Here is a 16,311-nt window from a genome sequence, read left to right on the forward strand (position 1 = left end):
CTTTCGTCGTACGTTGCTGCTCAACCTAACTGATCGCGCGCCGTTGGCGCGGAGTCAGGCTCGGTTCAGGCGCCGACGTCGAAGCGGGCGAACTGCTTCACCTGCGTGTTGGCGGCGTCGAGGACCTGCTTGACGGACTTCTTCGACTCGAAGACCGACTCCTGGTCGAGCAGGACGATCTCCTTGAAGAACGCCTTGATCCGACCCTCGACGATCTTCGCGACGGCAGCCTCGGGCTTGCCCTCCTCGAGCGTCTTCTTGGTGAGGACGTCCTTCTCGGCGTCGACCACGTCGGCCGGCACCTCGTCGGAGGTGAGGTACTGCGCCTTGAGGGCGGCAGCCTGCTGGGCGGCCTGCTTCGCGGCCGCCTCGTCACCCTCGTAGGCGACCAGGACGCCGAGGCTCGGCGGCAGGTCGGAGGCCTTCTTGTGTAGGTAGACCGTGGTCTCACCCTCGAAGTAGGCGACCTGGCCGAGCTCGATCTTCTCGCCGATGGTGCGGGCGAGCTCCTCGACGGTCTCGCCGACGGTCTTGTCGCCGAGCGAGATGGCCTTGAGAGCCTCGAGGTCGTTGACCTTGTTGGCGTCGGCGGCCTCGGCGATCTGCTGGGCAGCAGCGACGAAGCTCTCGTTCTTGGCGACGAAGTCGGTCTCCGAGAGGAGGCTGACCAGAGCGTTCCCGGACGCGGCGACGAGGCCGGCCGAGGTGGTGCGCTCCGCGGCGCGGGCGGCAGCCTTGGCGGTGCCCTTGACGCGAAGGATCTCGACAGCCTTGTCGAAGTCGCCGTCAGCCTCGTCGAGCGCCTTCTTGCAGTCCATCATGCCGGCCTGGGTCAGCTCACGGAGCTTCTTGACGTCGGCAGCGGTGTAAGCCATGCGTGTCTTCCTCTGACTTGTTAAGTGGCTTTGGGTGGACGATGAGGCTCAGGCCTCGGCCGGGGCCTCGGGGGTCTCGGCGGGGGTCTCCTCGGCCGGAGCCTCGGTGGTCTCAGCAGCCTCAGCGGCGGGGGCCTCGGCGGCCGGGGTCTCCTCGGCCTTCGCCTCCTCGGCAGCCGGGGTCGCCAGGAGCTCGCGCTCCCACTCGGCCAGCGGCTCCTCGGCGGTGGCGCCCTCGGTGCCCTCGGTCTTGCCACCGGAGCGGGCGATGAGGCCCTCGGCGACGGCGTCGGCGACCACGCGGGTCAGCAGGCCGACCGCGCGGATGGCGTCGTCGTTGCCCGGGATCGGGAAGTCGACCTCGTCGGGGTCGCAGTTGGTGTCCAGGATGCCGACGATCGGGATCCTGAGCTTGCGAGCCTCCTCGACAGCGAGGTGCTCCTTCTTGGTGTCGACGATCCAGACGGCGGAGGGGGTGCGACCCATCTCGCGGATGCCGCCCAGGGTCTTCTCGAGCTTGTCGCGCTCCCGCTTCATCTGCAGGAGCTCCTTCTTCGTGCGGCCCGAGCCGGCGACGTCGTCGAAGTTGACCTCGTCGAGCTCCTTGAGGCGGTTGATCCGCTGGTGCACGGTCTGGAAGTTGGTGAGCATGCCGCCCAGCCAGCGCTGGTTGACGTAGGGCATCCCGACGCGCGTCGCCTGCTCGGCGATGGCCTCCTGGGCCTGCTTCTTGGTGCCCACGAACATGATCGTGCCGCCCTTGGCCACGGTCTCCTTGATGAAGGCGTAGCTGCGGTCGATGTAGGCCAGCGACTGCTGAAGGTCGATGATGTAGATGCCGTTGCGGTCCGTGAGGATGAACCGCTTCATCTTCGGGTTCCAGCGACGGGTCTGGTGTCCGAAGTGGACGCCGCTCTCGAGGAGCTGGCGCATGGTCACGACTGCCATGATGTTTTTTCTCCTAGGTGGTGGCCCGCGTGTGCACCGCTGGTGGCTCGACCTTGCGTTTCTCGAGGTCGGGCGGGTGTTGGCGCGAGCCGGTCGGTTTTCAGTTTCGCGCCCATCAGTGCTGATGGGCCCTGACGCCTGCACGCGGTCCGACCTGAGCGTGCTGCTCGGGACTGAGGGCCGCGCCCGCGGGCGACCGGCGTCTCGGAGCGAGGCACCGTCGCGGTCTGCTGGCGTGCGAAGTCAGCCCACAGGGGGCTGCCGGTCCAAGACTAGCCGCCGACCGGGGTCTCGGGCCAATCCTCCGTGACCGGCTCAGGCGCGGGCCGATCAGTGTCCACAGGGGTGTCTCGGGACGGGGTTATCCACAGGACGTACGCCACTCGTTGTGCGGGTCCTCGATCCGGGGTTGTCTGCTCGTCATGACCTCGTACCGCCTCTCCGACCGGGCCCGCGCCCTCGTCGCGGCCCTGTTCCTCGTCGTCCTCATCGCCCCGGCAAGCCCAGCCCTCGGAACGCCACGTGCCGAGGTGGCGCCGTCCGGCGCCTCGCTGGGTGGGGCAGTGGGTCACGACGAGGGTCCGAGCCCGGTCGGAGAAGCCGACGAGGTCCCCCAGGGCGAATGGCCGCTGGCGCCCCGGCCGGAGGTCGTGCGCCGCTTCGATCCGCCAGACGCTCCGTGGGGTGCGGGTCATCGCGGCGTGGACCTGGCCGGATCGCCGGGCGCGGTCGTCCGCGCCGCGATGGCCGGGACGGTCGCGTTCGTCGGAGTGATCGCCGGCAAGGCGGTGGTGAGCGTCGACCACGGGGCCACGCGGACCACCTATGAGCCGGTCTCGGCCACCGTGGCCGTCGGCGATCCGGTCGCGGCCGGAGCGCCGTTGGGCCGGCTCGGGATCGCCGGCTCCCACTGCTTCCCGGCCGCCTGTCTGCACTGGGGCTGGATCCGCAACGCGGACGATGTCTACCTCGACCCGCTCCTGCTCGTCGACGCACCGCAGCCGGTCCGGCTCCTCCCCCTCTGGCGCGGCGACCCCGTCCGGTAGGCCGAGTCCGCAGTTGTGGCGGGCCGACGCGGGTGACGTCTCGGCCGACGCGCCTGACGTCTCGGCGGGTCAGGCGCGGGGGTGGGCCTGACGGTAGGCCTTGCGGAGCCGGTCGCTGCTGACGTGGGTGTAGATCTGGGTGGTGGCCAGGCTGGCGTGACCGAGGAGCTCTTGGACCGAGCGCAGATCGGCGCCACCCTCGAGGAGGTGGGTGGCGGTGCTGTGGCGCAGTCCGTGGGGGCCGAGGTCGGGGGCACCGGGGACGTCGGCGAGGCGGCGGTGGACGAGGGTGCGTACGGCTCTCTGGTCGAGCCGGCCGCCGCGAGCCCCGAGAAACAGGGCCGGTCCGGAGGACTCGGTGACCAGCTGAGGGCGGCCACGGACGACCCAACGGTCGAGCGCCCGCACCGCGGGGCCGCCGAAGGGCACCATCCGCTCCTTGCGTCCCTTGCCGAGCACCCGGATGACGCGGCGTTCGTAGTCGACGTCGTCCAGGTCGAGGCCGACGAGCTCACCGACGCGGGCACCGGTCGCATAGAGCATCTCCAGCACGGCGATGTCGCGCATCCCGACCGGCGTGCCGTCCTCGGCCGCTGTGATGGCGGCGGCGATGAGGGACTCGACCTCGTCGGGGCGCAGTACGGGCGGAAGCGTCCGGTGGGCCTTGGGCGAGCCGAGCGCGGCTCCGGCGTCGACCTGCGCCCGGCCGGTCCGGACCAGCCATCCGCAGAAGACCCGGGCCGCGGTGGCCCTCCGGGCCAGGGTCGTACGTGAGTGGCCGGTCGTCTGCTGCTTGGCCAGCCAGCTGCGCAGCGTGCGCAGGTCGATGGCCTCGGGCTCGGTGCGGCCCATACGGCCGGCGTGGTCGAGCAGGCTGCGGATGTCGCCCAGGTAGGCCCGGACCGTGTGGTCGGAGAGCCCGCGCTCGGCGCTGAGGTGCCGCTCGTAGTCCCCGAGCAGCGCGGCGTAGACCTCGGGCAGCTCCGCTTCCGCGGACCCGCCTTCCTGGTCCCCCTCGGGTTCAGCGCTCACCCGAGTCAGGATAGGTGTCGGCTCGGGCCTCAGGTGCGAGCCGCGCCCGGGGCCAGCTGCCACCCGTCGGGGAACCGCTCGGCGAGACCGAGCGCCTCGAGCCGCGACAGCGCGGTGCCGGCCGTCTTCGGGTGCAGGCATGCCGACCTCGCGATGGCGAGCTGTGACGAGGGGCTGCTCACCGGGACGGCATCGAGGACCTGCTTCTCGACGGAGGTGAGCGAGTCGCGGCGGCGTACGGGACCTCGGGGTTCCTCGGGGACGGCCTCGCCCATGTCGCCGACGAGCTCGCGTACGTCGAGGCCGTCGGTCACCAGGACGCCTTTGCCGCTGCGTACGAGCTCATGGGTGCCGACCGAGGTCATCGCGCCCACTTGACCGGGCACCGCCATCACGGGTGTGTTGATGCTGTAGGCCCAGTGGGAGGTGTTGAGGGAGCCGCTGCGCGCTGCCGCCTCCACGACCACGGTGCCCCGGGCAAGGGCGGCGATGATCCGGTTGCGAGAGAGGAATCGATAGCGGGTGACCGGGAAGCCGGGCGCGATCTCCGAGATCACCGCTCCGCCCTCGGCGATCGCGTCGATCAGGCGCCGGTTGCGCAGCGGGTAGGGAACGTCGACGCCACCTGCGAGAACGGCGACGGTGCTCCCCGGCGGGCCGGTGAGCGCGCCCCGATGTGCGGCCGCGTCGATGCCGACCGCTGCCCCGGAGACCGTCACGAAGTCGTTGACCGCGAGGTCCGCCGCGATCCGCGCAGCGGCGTCGGCACCGTAGGCCGTCGCGTCCCGGGACCCGACGATGGCGACCGACCGGTCGAGGTCGCTGAGCAGGAGCGGCCCCCGCACCCACAGGCCGAGCGGCGTGCCGGTGCGGTATTGAAGAGGCTCCTGACCGGTGAGCCGCTCGACCTGGGTGGGCCACTCCTCGTCTCCGGGGATGACGTAGCGGAACCCGGCGTTGGCCGCCCGCTCCAAGTCGCGGTCGGGGTGGATCTGGGCCAGCCGCAATCTGGCTTCGAGCCCGTCTTCGCCGAGGTCGGGATCCTCCTCGGCGAAGCGTCGGTAGACCTCGGTCGCGGTGGATCCCACCATGCAGGTGTCGAGCAGCGGGGTGCCGGGCTCGATCAGCTGGGTCAGCGCGATCCGGGCCAGGCGCTCGCGCTCGAGGTCGGTGAAGGACGGTGCGACGGGCGCCGCTGTCATGCCGACCTCCCCTCGAACGTCGACACCGTGAGCGAGCCGCCGTTGCGCAGCGCGAGCGCCGTCTCGGTCTCGGTGACGCCCGGCCAGTCGACCCCGGCGAGGTCGGCCACCGTCCACGCGAGGCGATGCACGCGCACCGCACCTCGACGGGTCAGGGCACCGGAGAAGATGCGTGAGTCGATGAGCGCCTCGGCGGATGGCGGCAGCGGCCAGTTGTCGCGCAGGGCGATCCCGCTGGCCTGGCCGTTGAGCCGCCACCCGAAGTCGGCGTAGCGCTCGCGTTGGCGGCGCCTGGCCGCCGTGACCCGTTCACGGATGTCGGCGCTGGTCTCCGAGCCCCACGGATCATGGTTCTGCTCGGACATCGGCCGCAGCGTGCGGATGATGTCGATGCGGTCGGTGATCGGTCCGGAGACCTTCCGCTCGTAGGACTGGCGCTCGTTGGACCTACAGATGCAGCCGTCCTTGGTGATCGAGGCGTCGAAGTTGCCGCACGGACACGGGTTGGCGGCGAGCACGACGAGGGCGCGCGCCGGGAGCGTCACCGACTCCTCGCCTCGCGACACCGTGATGTCGCCGCTCTCGAGCGGCTCCCGCAGGCACTCGATGACGTCGCTCTTGAACAACGGGAACTCGTCGAGGAAGAGGACGCCGGCGTGGGACAGCGAGACCTGGCCCGGGCGGACCCGACCGGTGCCGCCGCCGACGATGCCGGGTTTGGAAGCGTCGTGGTGGGGAGCCGCGAACGGCGGCCGGGTCAGGAGCCCTCGGTCGACGTCGAGCACCCCGGCCAGCGACTGCACCGCCATCACCTCCAGCGACTCCTCACGGGAGAGATCGGGCAGGATCGTCGGGATCCGCTCGGCGATCGAGGTCTTGCCGCAGCCCTTCGGTCCCTTGAGCAGCAGGTGGTGCCCACCGGCGGCCGCGACCTCGACCGCGTAGCGGGTCTCAGGCATGCCACGAAGGTCGGACATGTCCATGTCGTCGAGCCTGCGGTCACCGCGCCAGCCGAGCAGGCTGCCGCCCGTGCCGGTAGCGACCGGCGGCGCGTCGGGCACCGGCTCGCCGCGCAGCTCGGCGACCACCTGGCCCAGCGACCGGAACCCGAGGATCTCCATCCCTGGCACCATCCGCGCCTCGGCCACCTGCGGCTCCGGCACCACCACCCGAGCGATCCCGGCGTGGGAGGCGGCGAGCACCATCGGGAGCACACCGGAGGTCGGCCGCAGCCCACCGTCGAGCGCCAGCTCCCCGATGAAGACCGTGCGTTCCAGCCCAGTCGTCTCGAGCTCGCCACCGGCCGCGAGGATCGCCAACGCCATCGCGAGGTCGTAGTGCGAGCCGCCCTTCGGCAGGTCGGCCGGTGAGAGCAGCACCGTGATCCGCTTGGTCGCGGGCCACTCGAGGTCTGAGTTGATGATCGCCATCCGGACCCGGTCGCGCCCCTCGGCCAGCACGCTGTCGGCACGGCCGACCAGGGTCACTCCTACCAGGCCGGGCGAGACGTCGGCCTGTACGTCGACCAGGTGGCCGACAGCGCCCCGAAGGGCGACGCCGTGAGCTCGCGCGTATCCCATCACAGGCCCCTGACGTGCTCGACCAGCGCCGAACCACGAGGCGCGTGCATCACCGCGACGAGATCGATCCGGATCCCGGGAGCTCGCACGTCGTGCTGCTCCAGCCAGGCGATCGCCAACCGCTTCAGCCGGTCGAGCTTGGTCTTGTCGACCGCTTCGTGCGGCGTGCCGCACCCGTCATGGCTGCGGGTCTTCACCTCGCAGACGACGAGCGTGTCGCCCTCGCGCAGAACCAGGTCGATCTCCCCATCGGCACATCGCCAGTTGCGGTCGAGCACGGTCATGCCCGCCTCGACCAGATGCCTCTCGGCGACCGATTCGCCGTAGTTTCCCAGCGCGATCCGCGCTGGCGCCGTTGAACTCATCATGGACCTCCTGCCCTTCGGCTTCGAGGTCCAGACTCATCGCGAGCACCGACAATCCGGGCTAGTTCCGGGGCGCCTGGGGATAACCCCGGATCGAGATCGCCCTGTGGACGGTAACTGGCCCGAGATCAGCCGTACGTCAGTCCAGCGGCTGGTCGATGTCGGTCGGGTTGAGCGTCTCGACGTTGACGTCCTTGAAGGTGAGCACCTTGACCGCCTTCGCGAACCGGGCCGGCCGATACATGTCCCACACCCAGACGTCGTTCATCGACACCTCGAAGTAGACGTCCCCCGAGTCCGTGCTCGCTCGCACGTCGACCTGGTTGCACAGGTAGAAGCGGCGGTCGGTCTCGACGACGTACTTGAAGATGCCGACCACGTCGCGATACTCGCGGTAGAGGGTCAGCTCCATCTCGGTCTCGTACTTCTCGAGATCCTCCGCGCTCATATTCAGGACTCTAGAGCCAACACAGGCGAAGAGCCGGGAAGACTCCACGAGCGGCGGTGATATGCCGAGGGTCCCAGGCGCTCCAGCGCCGCGATGTGGGCAGGGGCGGAGTAGCCCTTGTTGTCGGCCCACGCGTAGTCGGGATATTCGTCGTGGAGCGCGACCATCAGCGCGTCGCGCGAGGTCTTCGCCAGGATCGAGGCGGCGGCGACGGCGGCACACTTCATGTCGGCCTTGATGATCGTCGTCACCGGCGGCACCTCGACCTCCTCCACCATCTGGGAGACCTCACCGAAGAGGCCCTCCTGCACGGGCGGGGTCAGGTAGTTGTGGTTGCCGTCGAGCAGCAGCGCGTCAGGACGTACGTCCAGGGCACTCAACGCTCGCTGACCGGCCAGCCGCATCGCGGCCATGATCCCGACCTCGTCGATCTCGGAGGCCAGCGCATGCCCGACGGCCGAGTCGACGGCCCAGCGGCGCACCTTCGGCGCGAGCATCTCGCGAGCCTCGGGAGTGAGCAGCTTGGAGTCGCGTACGCCCTGGGGGGCCGTGCGGGTCGCCTCGGAGATCACCACGATCCCGATCGAGACCGGCCCACAGAGCGCACCGCGCCCCACCTCGTCGACGGCACCGAGATGGGTGACGCCGTCGCGCAGCATCGACCGCTCGACTCGCAGGTTTGGCGCACTGCTCACTGTGACGGCACGTCCTCGAAGCTCTCGGGCCGGTGGATCCACTTCGCCCGGTCCAGCGGCCAGCCCAGCGCGACGACCTTGCCGACCACGTTGTCCTCGGGCACCCAGGGCACCAGCGCGCAGTCGGTCTCGTTGGCCGTGCACATGTGGACGGTCGAGTCGGCCGAGTTGGCCCGGTTGTCGCCCATCACGAACAGCGAACCCTCGGGCACCGGACCGGCCTCCCAATGGCGGTTGCCGGGCATCGGCCCGAAGCACTCGCCCTCCTTGTTGGGGCGGCCGCACTTGGTCTGGGAGGGCCGAGCGTACGGCTCGTCGATCGGCACGCCGTTGACGATCAGCCGACCCTGCTTGTCGCAGCACTCGATGACGTCACCTGGGACACCGATGACACGCTTCACCAGGTGGCCGCCCTCGGGGTAGAGACCGATGACCGCGAGCGCCTTGCCGAAGAGGTTGCTGGGGCCGGCCGACTCGTCGACGCCGAGCCAGGAGCCCGGGTCGGAGAAGACCACGACGTCGCCGCGCTGCGGCGTGCCGGCGAGCCAGTAGGACGGCTTCTCGACCAGCACCCGGTCGTCGGTCGCCACCGACGGGCCGCCCTGCAGGCCGGGCTCCATGGACTCCGAGGGGATATAGAAGGCCTGCACGAACAGGGCCTTCACGACGATCGCGACCAGCACGGCCAGCACGACCAGGACGATGCCCTCCTGCCAGGCCGACAGGCGGGGCTTGTGCTCCTCCTCGCGGCGCGGTCCGTTGGCCGGGCCCGGTTGCTCTGAGGCCCAACGCGGGGCCTGGGGAGAAGACGAGAACGACCGCGATCCCCCCATCTCGGGCCCGTCCCAGCGGGCCTGGGGCCCTACGCCGACGGAAGGATCGCGGTCGTTCGAAGTCACGCGGTGAGTCTAGAGACTCCCTCCACAACGAGCCTCATCGACTCGCAATGCTCAGGAAACCCTCAGACCTCCCGACTCACGCCTCGCGGCGCTCCTTGATCTTCGCCTTCTTGCCGCGCAGGTTGCGCAGGTAGTAGAGCTTCGCGCGACGGACGTCACCGCGGGTGACGACCTCGATCTGCTCGAAGATCGGGGAGTGCAGCGGGAAGGTGCGCTCGACACCCACGCCGAAGGAGACCTTGCGGACGGTGAAGGTGCGGCCGATGCCGGAACCGTGGACGCGGATCACGACGCCCTGGAAGACCTGGACGCGGGACCGGTTGCCCTCGACGACCTTGACGTGCACCTTGACGGTGTCACCGGCGCGGAACTGCGGCAGGTCGTCGCGCTTGGCGACGTTGCCGACCTCAGCGAGTACGTTGCTCATCATTTTCTCCTCACGCTCGCCACAGGCCGATCGCGGTCATCCATGCCCTGGTCAGGGCGATCTTTGGCGGTGGTCCAGCCACGCTGGCCGGCGGCGTACGGTTCCCCCTGTGGCAGGAGCCCGTCGCGACACCTCCGGGTGTCATCTTCGGAGCGTGCTTCGGCCGACTGGACCGGCCCACAAGTCTGCCACAGCGCCGCGGACCGCCGGGAATCGCGACGTACGCGGCACAACCGCGCCCGTGCGAGGATGCCCCCGTGACCGACACCGACTGGCCACCGCACACCTACGTGACGCGCCCCTACAAGCAGCGGATCCCGCGCGGTCCGCGCGTCGACCGGCTGCTGCGTGAGGTCACGGTCGCGCTGCCGCCCCACATCGCCGACCTCGACCTGGCGCTGGAGCGGCCGGTGGCGGCGATGACGACCGCCAGCGCGGGCGCACTCCGCCATCTCGACCTGGTCCACGGCCGGACGATGGACGGGCTCAACCACCTGCAGCTGCGCACCGAGGCGATCGACTCCTCCAAGATCGAGCACGTCGAGGCCAGCCTGGCCGATTACGGTCGGGCCCTGCTCGGCATCGGCGCCAACTCCTCGGCGACCTCGATGGCGTCCGCGACCCAGGCGATGCAGCGGCTGATCAGCGAGGCCGACACGACCCGCAAGATCACCTCCGACGCGATCCTGCGCGCCCACCGGGACCTGTTCGTACGCCATCCCGACAAGGCGGCCAACGCCGGCAAGTTCCGCGTCGTGCAGAACTGGGTCGGCGGCTCCGACTACGCACCCCGCGACACCCTCCACGTGCCACCGCCACCGGAGACGGTCATCGACTACATCGAGGACCTGGTCGCCTTCGCCAACCGCGACGACCTCTCCCCCATCGCCCAGGCGGCGATCGTGCACGCCCAGTTCGAGTCGATCCACCCCTTCATCGACGGCAACGGCCGGATCGGGCGGGCCCTCATCCACGCCGTGCTCCGGCGACGCCGCGCCTCGCGCCACCTGGCCGTCCCGATCGCCTCGGCGCTCGTCGCGCACCGCGACCGCTACTTCGCCGCCCTCAACGACTACCGGGCCGGCACCGCGTCCACGATCATCGCCATGCTCGCCGCCTCGACGACCATCGCGACGACGGAGTCGTGGAAGACGGCCGAGACGCTGGAGAGCATCCGGCGCAGCTGGGGCGAGGCGGCCGGTGCCCCACGGCCCGGGTCGGCTGCGTACCGGCTTCTCGACCTGCTCACCGAGGAGCCCATCCTCAACGCCGAGCTGGTCACCAAGAGCCTCGGGATCGAGGACCCCACCGCGACGATCGACGGCCTGGAGCAGGCCGGGATCCTCACCCGCGCCAAGCGCACCCGCCGCTCCCCCGTGTGGGTCGCACCGGCGGTCCTGGCCGAGGTCGAGGACCTCAGCGCCCGCATCCAGCACCAGGCCAGGCAGCTTCCGTACGGACCGCGCTGAGGTACGCCGCGAGGCCCGCCCCGGCGAACCGGGACGGGCCTCGTGAAACCTGAAGAGGTCAGCCGACCTCTTGGTAACCGGGCTCGTGGATGGCGAGGTCGATACCGGCGACCTCGTCCTCCTCCTTGGCGCGGAACCCGATCGTCTTCTCGATCGCCATGCCGACCACGTAGGCGACGATGAACGCGAAGGCGATCACGGCGAGCGAGGAGCCGACCTGCTTGATCAGCTGGTCGAAGCCGCCGCCGAAGAAGAGGCCGGTGCCGCCGACCTGGGCGAAGAAGCCGATGTAGACGCAGCCGATGAAACCGGCGACCAGGTGGATGCCGACGACGTCGAGGGTGTCGTCGAAGCCGAGCTTCCACTTCAACTCGACGGCGAGGCAGCACACGACGCCGACGAGGAGGCCGAGGAGGATCGCCCAGATCGGCGCGATGTGGGCACACGCCGGGGTGATCGCGACCAGACCGGCGACGACACCGGAGGCGGCGCCGACGGCGGTGGACTTACCGTCCTTGAACTTCTCCACGATGATCCAGCCGATGAGACCCGCGGCCGGGGCGATCAGGGTGTTGAGGAAGATCAGGGTGGTCTGGCCCTGGGTGGTGCCCGGGACGCCGGTGTTGAACCCGAACCAGCCGAACCAGAGGATCGCGGTGCCGATCAGGACCAGCGGTACGTTGTGAGCAGCCGTCTCCTCCTTGGAGAAGCCGACCTTGCGCTGACCGAGGACGAGCGCCAGCGCGAGCGCGGCGGCACCGGCGGCCTGGTGGACGATCGTGCCACCGGCCCAATCGAGAGCGCCCCACTTGCCGATCCAGCCGATGTAGTCACCGTCGGCGTTGAGGGCCCACACCCAGGCCTGGCCCGGGAAGTAGACGACGGTCGCCCAGATGCCCGCGAAGAGCAGCCACGGCCAGAACTTCGCCCGGTCGGCGATCGAACCCGAGATCAGCGCCACGGTGATGATGGCGAACGAGCCGCCGAAGGCGAGGCCGCCGAAGAAGTTGGTCGACTCCTCGACCGGCGTACCGTCGTCGAACTCGGTGACCAGGTCGCTGAAGGCGCTGGTCAGGCCGAAGTCCTGGAACGGGTTGCCGAAGAAGTTCGTGATGCCGGACTCGGAGATGGCTCCGATGCCGCTGAAGCCGTAGAGCACCCACAGCAGGGTGATCAGGCCGAGAGAGCCGAAGCTCAACATCATCATCGACACGACACTCTTCGACTTCACGAGGCCGCCGTAGAAGAAGGCAAGACCAGGAGTCATGAAGAGCACGAGTGCCGTACACAGCAGCTGCCATGCAAGATCGGTAGTCATTCGTACCTCATAGGGTCGGGGTTCGGATCGCGTGAGCCGAGCACACGTTTCGCCGGATCCTGTCGAGCCCTCGTTTCGGTAACAAACTCTTTATGTTACAGACACGTAACAGGCCACTGATGTATGTGACTTGTTATCTACTTGCTCGCCTGGGTTTGGTGAGGATCACAGCTCCGGGCGGCGCGTCGAGGTCACGGCGCAGCCGGAATCCCGCCTTCTTGTAGATCTTCTGGTTCCGTTCGCTCTTCGCTCCGGTGAAGAGCGAGTACGTCGCGGCGGTTGCCGGGGCCATGGCCTGGATGTGGTCCAGCAGCTGACGCCCGAGGCCCCGACCCTGCAGGTCCGGGGCGGTCATCAGCCGCCCGATCTCCCAGACGTCGCCCTCGAGCCGGGCACGGACCGAGCCGACCAGCCGCCCGGCGGAGCGGACCACGTACACGTCGTGCGTCTCCAGTGCGCGCACGGTGTCCTCGAGCGACTCGTGCAACGGCGGGATCTCGACGCCGGGGTTGTCGTGCATCTCCTGCACCCAGCAGGCGAGCTGCAGCGTGTGCAGCTCGGGGACATCGGCGCGTACGGCCGGCACGATCTCCCACTCGGTGGCTGCCTGGGATGCGTGGAGCAGGTCGGGGCGGCGTACGGAGGTCCGGGCCACCGCCTGGTCGTGGCGCCACTGCGCGATGCGCTTGTGGTCGCCGCTGAGCAGTACCTTCGGGACCTCGAGGTCACGCCAGGAGGCGGGCTTGGTGTAGACCGGGTACTCCAACAGGCCGTCCTCGTGGGACTCCTCCACGAGCGACTCGGCGTTGCCCATGAACCCGGGGAGCAGGCGTACGACGGCCTCAGTGATCGCCATGGCGGCGACCTCTCCCCCGTTGAGGACGTAGTCGCCCAGGGAGATCTCGCGGACCTCGGCGCGGGTGGCGGCGTGGTCGAGCACGCGCTGGTCGATGCCCTCGTAGCGGCCGAGCAGGAAGACCAGCCTTTCCCGGGTCGACAGGTCACGAGCCAATGCCTGGGTGAACGGCTCACCACTCGGGGTCGTCACGATCACGGTCGCGCCGTCGATCGCCAGCTCGTCGAAGGCCTCGCCGAACGGCTCCGGCTTCATCACCATCCCGGCGCCGCCGCCATAAGGCGTGTCGTCGACGGTGCGGTGGCGGTCGTGGGCCCAGTCGCGTACGTCGTGGACGTGCATCTCGAGCAGCCCCGACTCGATCGCCTTGCCCGGCAGGCTCAGCCGGAGCGGCGCGAGGTAGTCGGGAAAGATGGTGAGGTAGTCGAGCCTCACGTGGCGTCGTCCTCGTCCTCGGCGAACGGCGTGACCAGCCCGGGGCGGTCGGCGATGACGACCTTCCTCTCGGCCAGGTCGACGACCGGCACCAGCGCCTTCACGAACGGCACCAGCGCGTCTCGCCGGTCCGGGGTACGGATCGTCAGCAGGTCCTGGGCTCCCCCGTGGACCAGCGCCTTCACCGTGCCCAGCTCGCGGCCCTCCTCGTCGAAGGCGGTCAGGCCGACGAGCTGATGGTCGTAGTACTCGTCGGGGTCCTCGGGAGTCTCCTCGGCCGGGACGTCGGCGAACAGCAGCGTCCCGCGAGCGGCCTCGGCCTCGTTGCGGTCGGTGATCTCCTCGAAGGCGACCTGGAGCACCTGCCCGTGCCAACGGGCGCCCTCCACGGTCAACTGCTTGGCGGCGTACGCCGATCCCTTCGGCGGCTGCGCCCGCAGCACCGTGCCCTCGGCGAACCGCCGGTCCGGCTCATCGGTGCGCACCTCGACGGTCACGAACCCCCGGATGCCATGCGGCTTGCCGATCCGTCCGACCAGCACCTCGATCAACTCCACAGGAGTGAGATTAGGGGCTGCGGGGCGCGGGGCAGGAATCACCGGTTAACCGGTGATTCCTGCACTTCTCAGGCATTGCATTGCCAGAGAAGTGCAGGTTTACCCGGTTAACCGGGTAAACCAACGGGCGCCACCCCCGAAGGAGTGGCGCCCGTTGTGCGTTTGATGCAGCCGTGCTCAGCGACCGCCGTCGACATCGACGAAGTCGATCCGCGCGCCGCCCTTGCCGGCCAGCGCTGAGATGACCGTACGGAACGCGGTGGCGGTGCGGCCGCCGCGACCGATCACCTTGCCGAGGTCGTCGGGGTGGACCCGGACCTCGAGGACGGAGCCGCGACGAAGCTGCTTGTCGCGCACGCTCACCTCGTCCGGGTTGTCGACGACTCCTCGGACGAGGTGCTCGAGAGCTTCGGCGAGCATGCTGCTCAGGCCTCGGCCTCGGCGGCCGGGGTCTCCTCGGCCTTGGGCTCCTCGGCCTTCGGCTCCTCAGCCTTCGGCTCCTCGGCCTTGGGCTCCTCGGCCTTCTTGGCGGACTTCTTCGTCACGGCCTCGGCGCCGGCGGAGGCGTGAGCCTCGGCGAGGGCCTTGTTGAAGAGCTCGAGCTTGTCGGGCTTCGGCGGGGCGACCCGGAGGGTGCCCTCGGTGCCCGGGAGGCCCTTGAACTTCTGCCAGTCGCCGGTCACCTTGAGGATCGCCTCGAGAGCCGGGGTCGGCTGGGCGCCGACGCCGAGCCAGTACTGGGCGCGCTCGGAGTCGACCTGGATGAAGCTCGGCTCCTCCTTGGGACGGTAGAGACCGATCTCCTCGATGACAGCGCCGTCGCGCTTTTTGCGCGAGTCGACGATGACGATGCGGTACTGCGGAACCCGGATCTTGCCCAGGCGCTTCAAGCGGATCTTGACAGCCACTGTTGGTGGTATTCCTTTGGAATCGAATATGGGTGAAGAGGCCCGTGTCGGTGTGGGGACACCCGTCAGGCAACTTCGGCGGGCACTGTCGCGCTGGGTGAGAGGGTCCCTGCGCACAGGACACACAACTCAGTTTGCCAGAGGTGTCCGGAACCGGCGAAATCTCAGGCGTAGACCTTCCCCCGGAGTACGACGGCAGCCGGCCGGGCGAGGACGGTGAGGTCGTCGAGGGGGTTGGTGTCGTAGACGACGAAGTCGGCGGGGTCGCCCTCGGCGAGGCCGGGGTTGTGGCCGAGCCACTCCCGGGCACGCCAGGAGGCGGCGCCGAGGACGACGTCGGCCGGCAGACCGAGCCGGTGCATGGCGAGCACCTCGGTCGGGAGTACGCCGTGCAGCTGGTCCCCCGCGCCGTCGGAGCCCGCGTAGAGGGCGACGCCCGCCTCGTACGCGCTCATGATCGTCTCGCGGCGGCGCGCGTAGAGATCCTCCATGGTGGCGGCGTACGTCGGGAACTTGGGCGCCGCGGCGGCGGCCAGGTCGGGGAAGATCTCCAGCTGGGCGACGGTGGGGACCAGCGCGGTGCCCTGCTCGGCCATGGCCTCGACGAGGTCCGGGGTCAGTCCCGTGCCGTGCTCGATGCAGTCGATCCCGGCCTCGATCAGGCCGGGCAGGACCTCGTGGCCGAAGCAGTGCGCGGTGACCCGCGCGTCGTTGTCGTGGGCAACCTTGATCGCCTCGGCGAACGACTCGGCCGGGAAGGAGGGCTTCAGGTCTCCCTCGGCCCGGTCGATCCAGTCGCCGACGAGCTTGACCCAGCCGTCACCGGAGCGGGCCTGCCGCTCGACGGCCTCGGCCAGGCCGTCGGGCTCGACCTCGTCGGCGTAGTTGCGCATGTAGCGCTTCGTACGTCCGATGTGGCGCCCGGCGCGGATCAGCCGGGGCAGGTCCTCGCGGGACTGCACCCAGCGGGTGTCGGCGGCGGAGCCGGCGTCGCGAAGCAGCAGCGCGCCGGCGTCACGGTCGGCGATCGCCTGCGCCTCGGCGGTCTCCTGGTCGACAGCGCCGTCGGGGCCGAGCCCGATGTGGCAGTGGGCGTCGACGAGGCCGGGGACGATCCAGCCCGATGCGCCGGTCTCCGCCCCCGACGGCCGCTCATAGGTGATGCGGCCGTCGAGGACGTAGAGGTCCCGCACCTCTCCATCGGGAAGGACCGGGCCGGAGAAGCGCAGAGCAGTCATGTGACGCAGGTTA

The 16,311-nt window shown here is 69.6% G+C and carries 18 protein-coding genes and 1 pseudogene; 2 read left to right on the forward strand and 17 right to left on the reverse strand.

From position 1 onward, the window contains the following. Positions 1-65: 65 nt before the first annotated feature. Positions 66-875, reverse strand: coding sequence for a translation elongation factor Ts (gene tsf / locus ACFX43_RS26075; protein ID WP_160024472.1), 810 nt, complete (start codon positions 873-875; stop codon positions 66-68). Between the two features lie 48 nt (positions 876-923). Beyond that, positions 924-1,823: a 30S ribosomal protein S2 gene (rpsB, locus tag ACFX43_RS26080; protein ID WP_091049735.1), complete on the reverse strand. Its 900-nt coding sequence runs from the start codon at positions 1,821-1,823 to the stop codon at positions 924-926. A gap of 422 nt (positions 1,824-2,245) precedes the next feature. Here rpsB and ACFX43_RS26085 point away from each other — a divergent pair, with 422 nt between their 5' ends. Continuing rightward, the gene (locus ACFX43_RS26085; protein WP_378838116.1) at positions 2,246-2,869 is read left to right on the forward strand and encodes a murein hydrolase activator EnvC family protein; all 624 of its coding nucleotides are present in this window, start codon (positions 2,246-2,248) and stop codon (positions 2,867-2,869) included. A gap of 69 nt (positions 2,870-2,938) precedes the next feature. Here the strand turns inward: ACFX43_RS26085 and ACFX43_RS26090 are convergent, their stop codons facing one another. The 8 genes from ACFX43_RS26090 to rplS all read right to left on the reverse strand — a co-directional run bounded on the left by ACFX43_RS26090 (position 2,939) and on the right by rplS (position 9,517). Further along, positions 2,939-3,901, reverse strand: a complete 963-nt coding sequence (locus ACFX43_RS26090; RefSeq protein ID WP_378838123.1) for a tyrosine recombinase XerC — start codon at positions 3,899-3,901, stop codon at positions 2,939-2,941. 29 nt (positions 3,902-3,930) lie between these two features. Beyond that, on the reverse strand, positions 3,931-5,103 hold the full coding sequence (dprA, locus tag ACFX43_RS26095; RefSeq protein WP_378838128.1) for a DNA-processing protein DprA: 1,173 nt from the start codon (positions 5,101-5,103) through the stop codon (positions 3,931-3,933). Then, positions 5,100-6,683: a YifB family Mg chelatase-like AAA ATPase gene (locus tag ACFX43_RS26100; RefSeq protein ID WP_378838135.1), complete on the reverse strand. Its 1,584-nt coding sequence runs from the start codon at positions 6,681-6,683 to the stop codon at positions 5,100-5,102. The genes dprA and ACFX43_RS26100 overlap by 4 nt, the downstream gene beginning before the upstream one ends. Then, positions 6,683-7,048: a YraN family protein gene (locus ACFX43_RS26105; RefSeq protein ID WP_160024477.1), complete on the reverse strand. Its 366-nt coding sequence runs from the start codon at positions 7,046-7,048 to the stop codon at positions 6,683-6,685. The genes ACFX43_RS26100 and ACFX43_RS26105 overlap by 1 nt, the downstream gene beginning before the upstream one ends. A 139-nt stretch (positions 7,049-7,187) precedes the next feature. Further along, entirely contained in the window at positions 7,188-7,496 is a 309-nt protein-coding gene (locus ACFX43_RS26110; RefSeq protein WP_378838143.1) for a DUF2469 domain-containing protein, read from the reverse strand. A 2-nt stretch (positions 7,497-7,498) separates the two neighbouring features. Continuing rightward, positions 7,499-8,191 (reverse strand): ribonuclease HII, encoded by a 693-nt coding sequence (locus ACFX43_RS26115; protein ID WP_378838147.1) that lies wholly within the window; start codon positions 8,189-8,191, stop codon positions 7,499-7,501. After that, positions 8,188-9,090, reverse strand: coding sequence for a signal peptidase I (lepB, locus tag ACFX43_RS26120; protein ID WP_378838153.1), 903 nt, complete (start codon positions 9,088-9,090; stop codon positions 8,188-8,190). The genes ACFX43_RS26115 and lepB overlap by 4 nt, the downstream gene beginning before the upstream one ends. Positions 9,091-9,166: 76 nt before the next feature. Next, on the reverse strand, positions 9,167-9,517 hold the full coding sequence (gene rplS, locus ACFX43_RS26125; RefSeq protein WP_355229220.1) for a 50S ribosomal protein L19: 351 nt from the start codon (positions 9,515-9,517) through the stop codon (positions 9,167-9,169). 257 nt (positions 9,518-9,774) lie between these two features. On the opposite strand from rplS, the gene ACFX43_RS26130 reads away from it, so the two are divergent. Next, positions 9,775-10,986, forward strand: coding sequence for a Fic family protein (locus ACFX43_RS26130; protein ID WP_378838160.1), 1,212 nt, complete (start codon positions 9,775-9,777; stop codon positions 10,984-10,986). Positions 10,987-11,044: 58 nt separating this feature from the next. Here the strand turns inward: ACFX43_RS26130 and ACFX43_RS26135 are convergent, their stop codons facing one another. The 7 genes and pseudogenes from ACFX43_RS26135 to ACFX43_RS26165 form a co-directional block, all read right to left on the reverse strand. After that, positions 11,045-12,304: an ammonium transporter gene (locus ACFX43_RS26135; protein ID WP_378838163.1), complete on the reverse strand. Its 1,260-nt coding sequence runs from the start codon at positions 12,302-12,304 to the stop codon at positions 11,045-11,047. A 133-nt stretch (positions 12,305-12,437) separates the two neighbouring features. After that, on the reverse strand, positions 12,438-12,824 hold the full coding sequence (locus ACFX43_RS26140; protein ID WP_378841162.1) for a GNAT family N-acetyltransferase: 387 nt from the start codon (positions 12,822-12,824) through the stop codon (positions 12,438-12,440). A gap of 102 nt (positions 12,825-12,926) precedes the next feature. Beyond that, a pseudogene (gene trmD, locus ACFX43_RS26145) lies at positions 12,927-13,595 on the reverse strand (tRNA (guanosine(37)-N1)-methyltransferase TrmD); the annotation flags it as partial. Further along, the gene (rimM, locus tag ACFX43_RS26150) at positions 13,592-14,152 is read right to left on the reverse strand and encodes a ribosome maturation factor RimM (protein ID WP_378838170.1); all 561 of its coding nucleotides are present in this window, start codon (positions 14,150-14,152) and stop codon (positions 13,592-13,594) included. The pseudogene trmD and the gene rimM, both read right to left, overlap by 4 nt. 177 nt (positions 14,153-14,329) lie before the next feature. Next, positions 14,330-14,572 carry an RNA-binding protein gene (locus ACFX43_RS26155; protein WP_008363327.1) on the reverse strand — a complete coding sequence of 81 codons (243 nt, stop codon included), beginning with the start codon at positions 14,570-14,572 and terminating at the stop codon, positions 14,330-14,332. Between the two features lie 5 nt (positions 14,573-14,577). Then, positions 14,578-15,060 carry a 30S ribosomal protein S16 gene (gene rpsP / locus ACFX43_RS26160; RefSeq protein ID WP_378838180.1) on the reverse strand — a complete coding sequence of 161 codons (483 nt, stop codon included), beginning with the start codon at positions 15,058-15,060 and terminating at the stop codon, positions 14,578-14,580. A 164-nt stretch (positions 15,061-15,224) separates the two neighbouring features. Beyond that, on the reverse strand, positions 15,225-16,298 hold the full coding sequence (locus tag ACFX43_RS26165; protein ID WP_378838188.1) for an amidohydrolase family protein: 1,074 nt from the start codon (positions 16,296-16,298) through the stop codon (positions 15,225-15,227). Between the last annotated feature and the right edge of the window lie 13 nt (positions 16,299-16,311).

Origin of the sequence: Nocardioides sp. YIM B13467, from assembly GCF_042788075.1 — a bacterium.
Lineage (GTDB): Bacteria > Actinomycetota > Actinomycetes > Propionibacteriales > Nocardioidaceae > Nocardioides.

Excerpts from the sequence above, each read along its gene's own strand:
- ACFX43_RS26135 (WP_378838163.1), bottom strand. The coding sequence starts at position 12,304 with ATGACTACCGATCTTGCATGGCAGCTGCTGTGTACGGCACTCGTGCTC.
- rpsB (WP_091049735.1), bottom strand. The coding sequence starts at position 1,823 with ATGGCAGTCGTGACCATGCGCCAGCTCCTCGAGAGCGGCGTCCACTTC.
- ACFX43_RS26165 (WP_378838188.1), bottom strand. The coding sequence starts at position 16,298 with ATGACTGCTCTGCGCTTCTCCGGCCCGGTCCTTCCCGATGGAGAGGTG.
- dprA (WP_378838128.1), bottom strand. The coding sequence starts at position 5,103 with ATGACAGCGGCGCCCGTCGCACCGTCCTTCACCGACCTCGAGCGCGAG.
- ACFX43_RS26140 (WP_378841162.1), bottom strand. The coding sequence starts at position 12,824 with ATGCACGACAACCCCGGCGTCGAGATCCCGCCGTTGCACGAGTCGCTC.
- rplS (WP_355229220.1), bottom strand. The coding sequence starts at position 9,517 with ATGAGCAACGTACTCGCTGAGGTCGGCAACGTCGCCAAGCGCGACGAC.
- ACFX43_RS26155 (WP_008363327.1), bottom strand. The coding sequence starts at position 14,572 with ATGCTCGCCGAAGCTCTCGAGCACCTCGTCCGAGGAGTCGTCGACAAC.
- tsf (WP_160024472.1), bottom strand. The coding sequence starts at position 875 with ATGGCTTACACCGCTGCCGACGTCAAGAAGCTCCGTGAGCTGACCCAG.
- ACFX43_RS26085 (WP_378838116.1), top strand. The coding sequence starts at position 2,246 with ATGACCTCGTACCGCCTCTCCGACCGGGCCCGCGCCCTCGTCGCGGCC.
- ACFX43_RS26105 (WP_160024477.1), bottom strand. The coding sequence starts at position 7,048 with ATGAGTTCAACGGCGCCAGCGCGGATCGCGCTGGGAAACTACGGCGAA.
- ACFX43_RS26100 (WP_378838135.1), bottom strand. The coding sequence starts at position 6,683 with ATGGGATACGCGCGAGCTCACGGCGTCGCCCTTCGGGGCGCTGTCGGC.
- ACFX43_RS26110 (WP_378838143.1), bottom strand. The coding sequence starts at position 7,496 with ATGAGCGCGGAGGATCTCGAGAAGTACGAGACCGAGATGGAGCTGACC.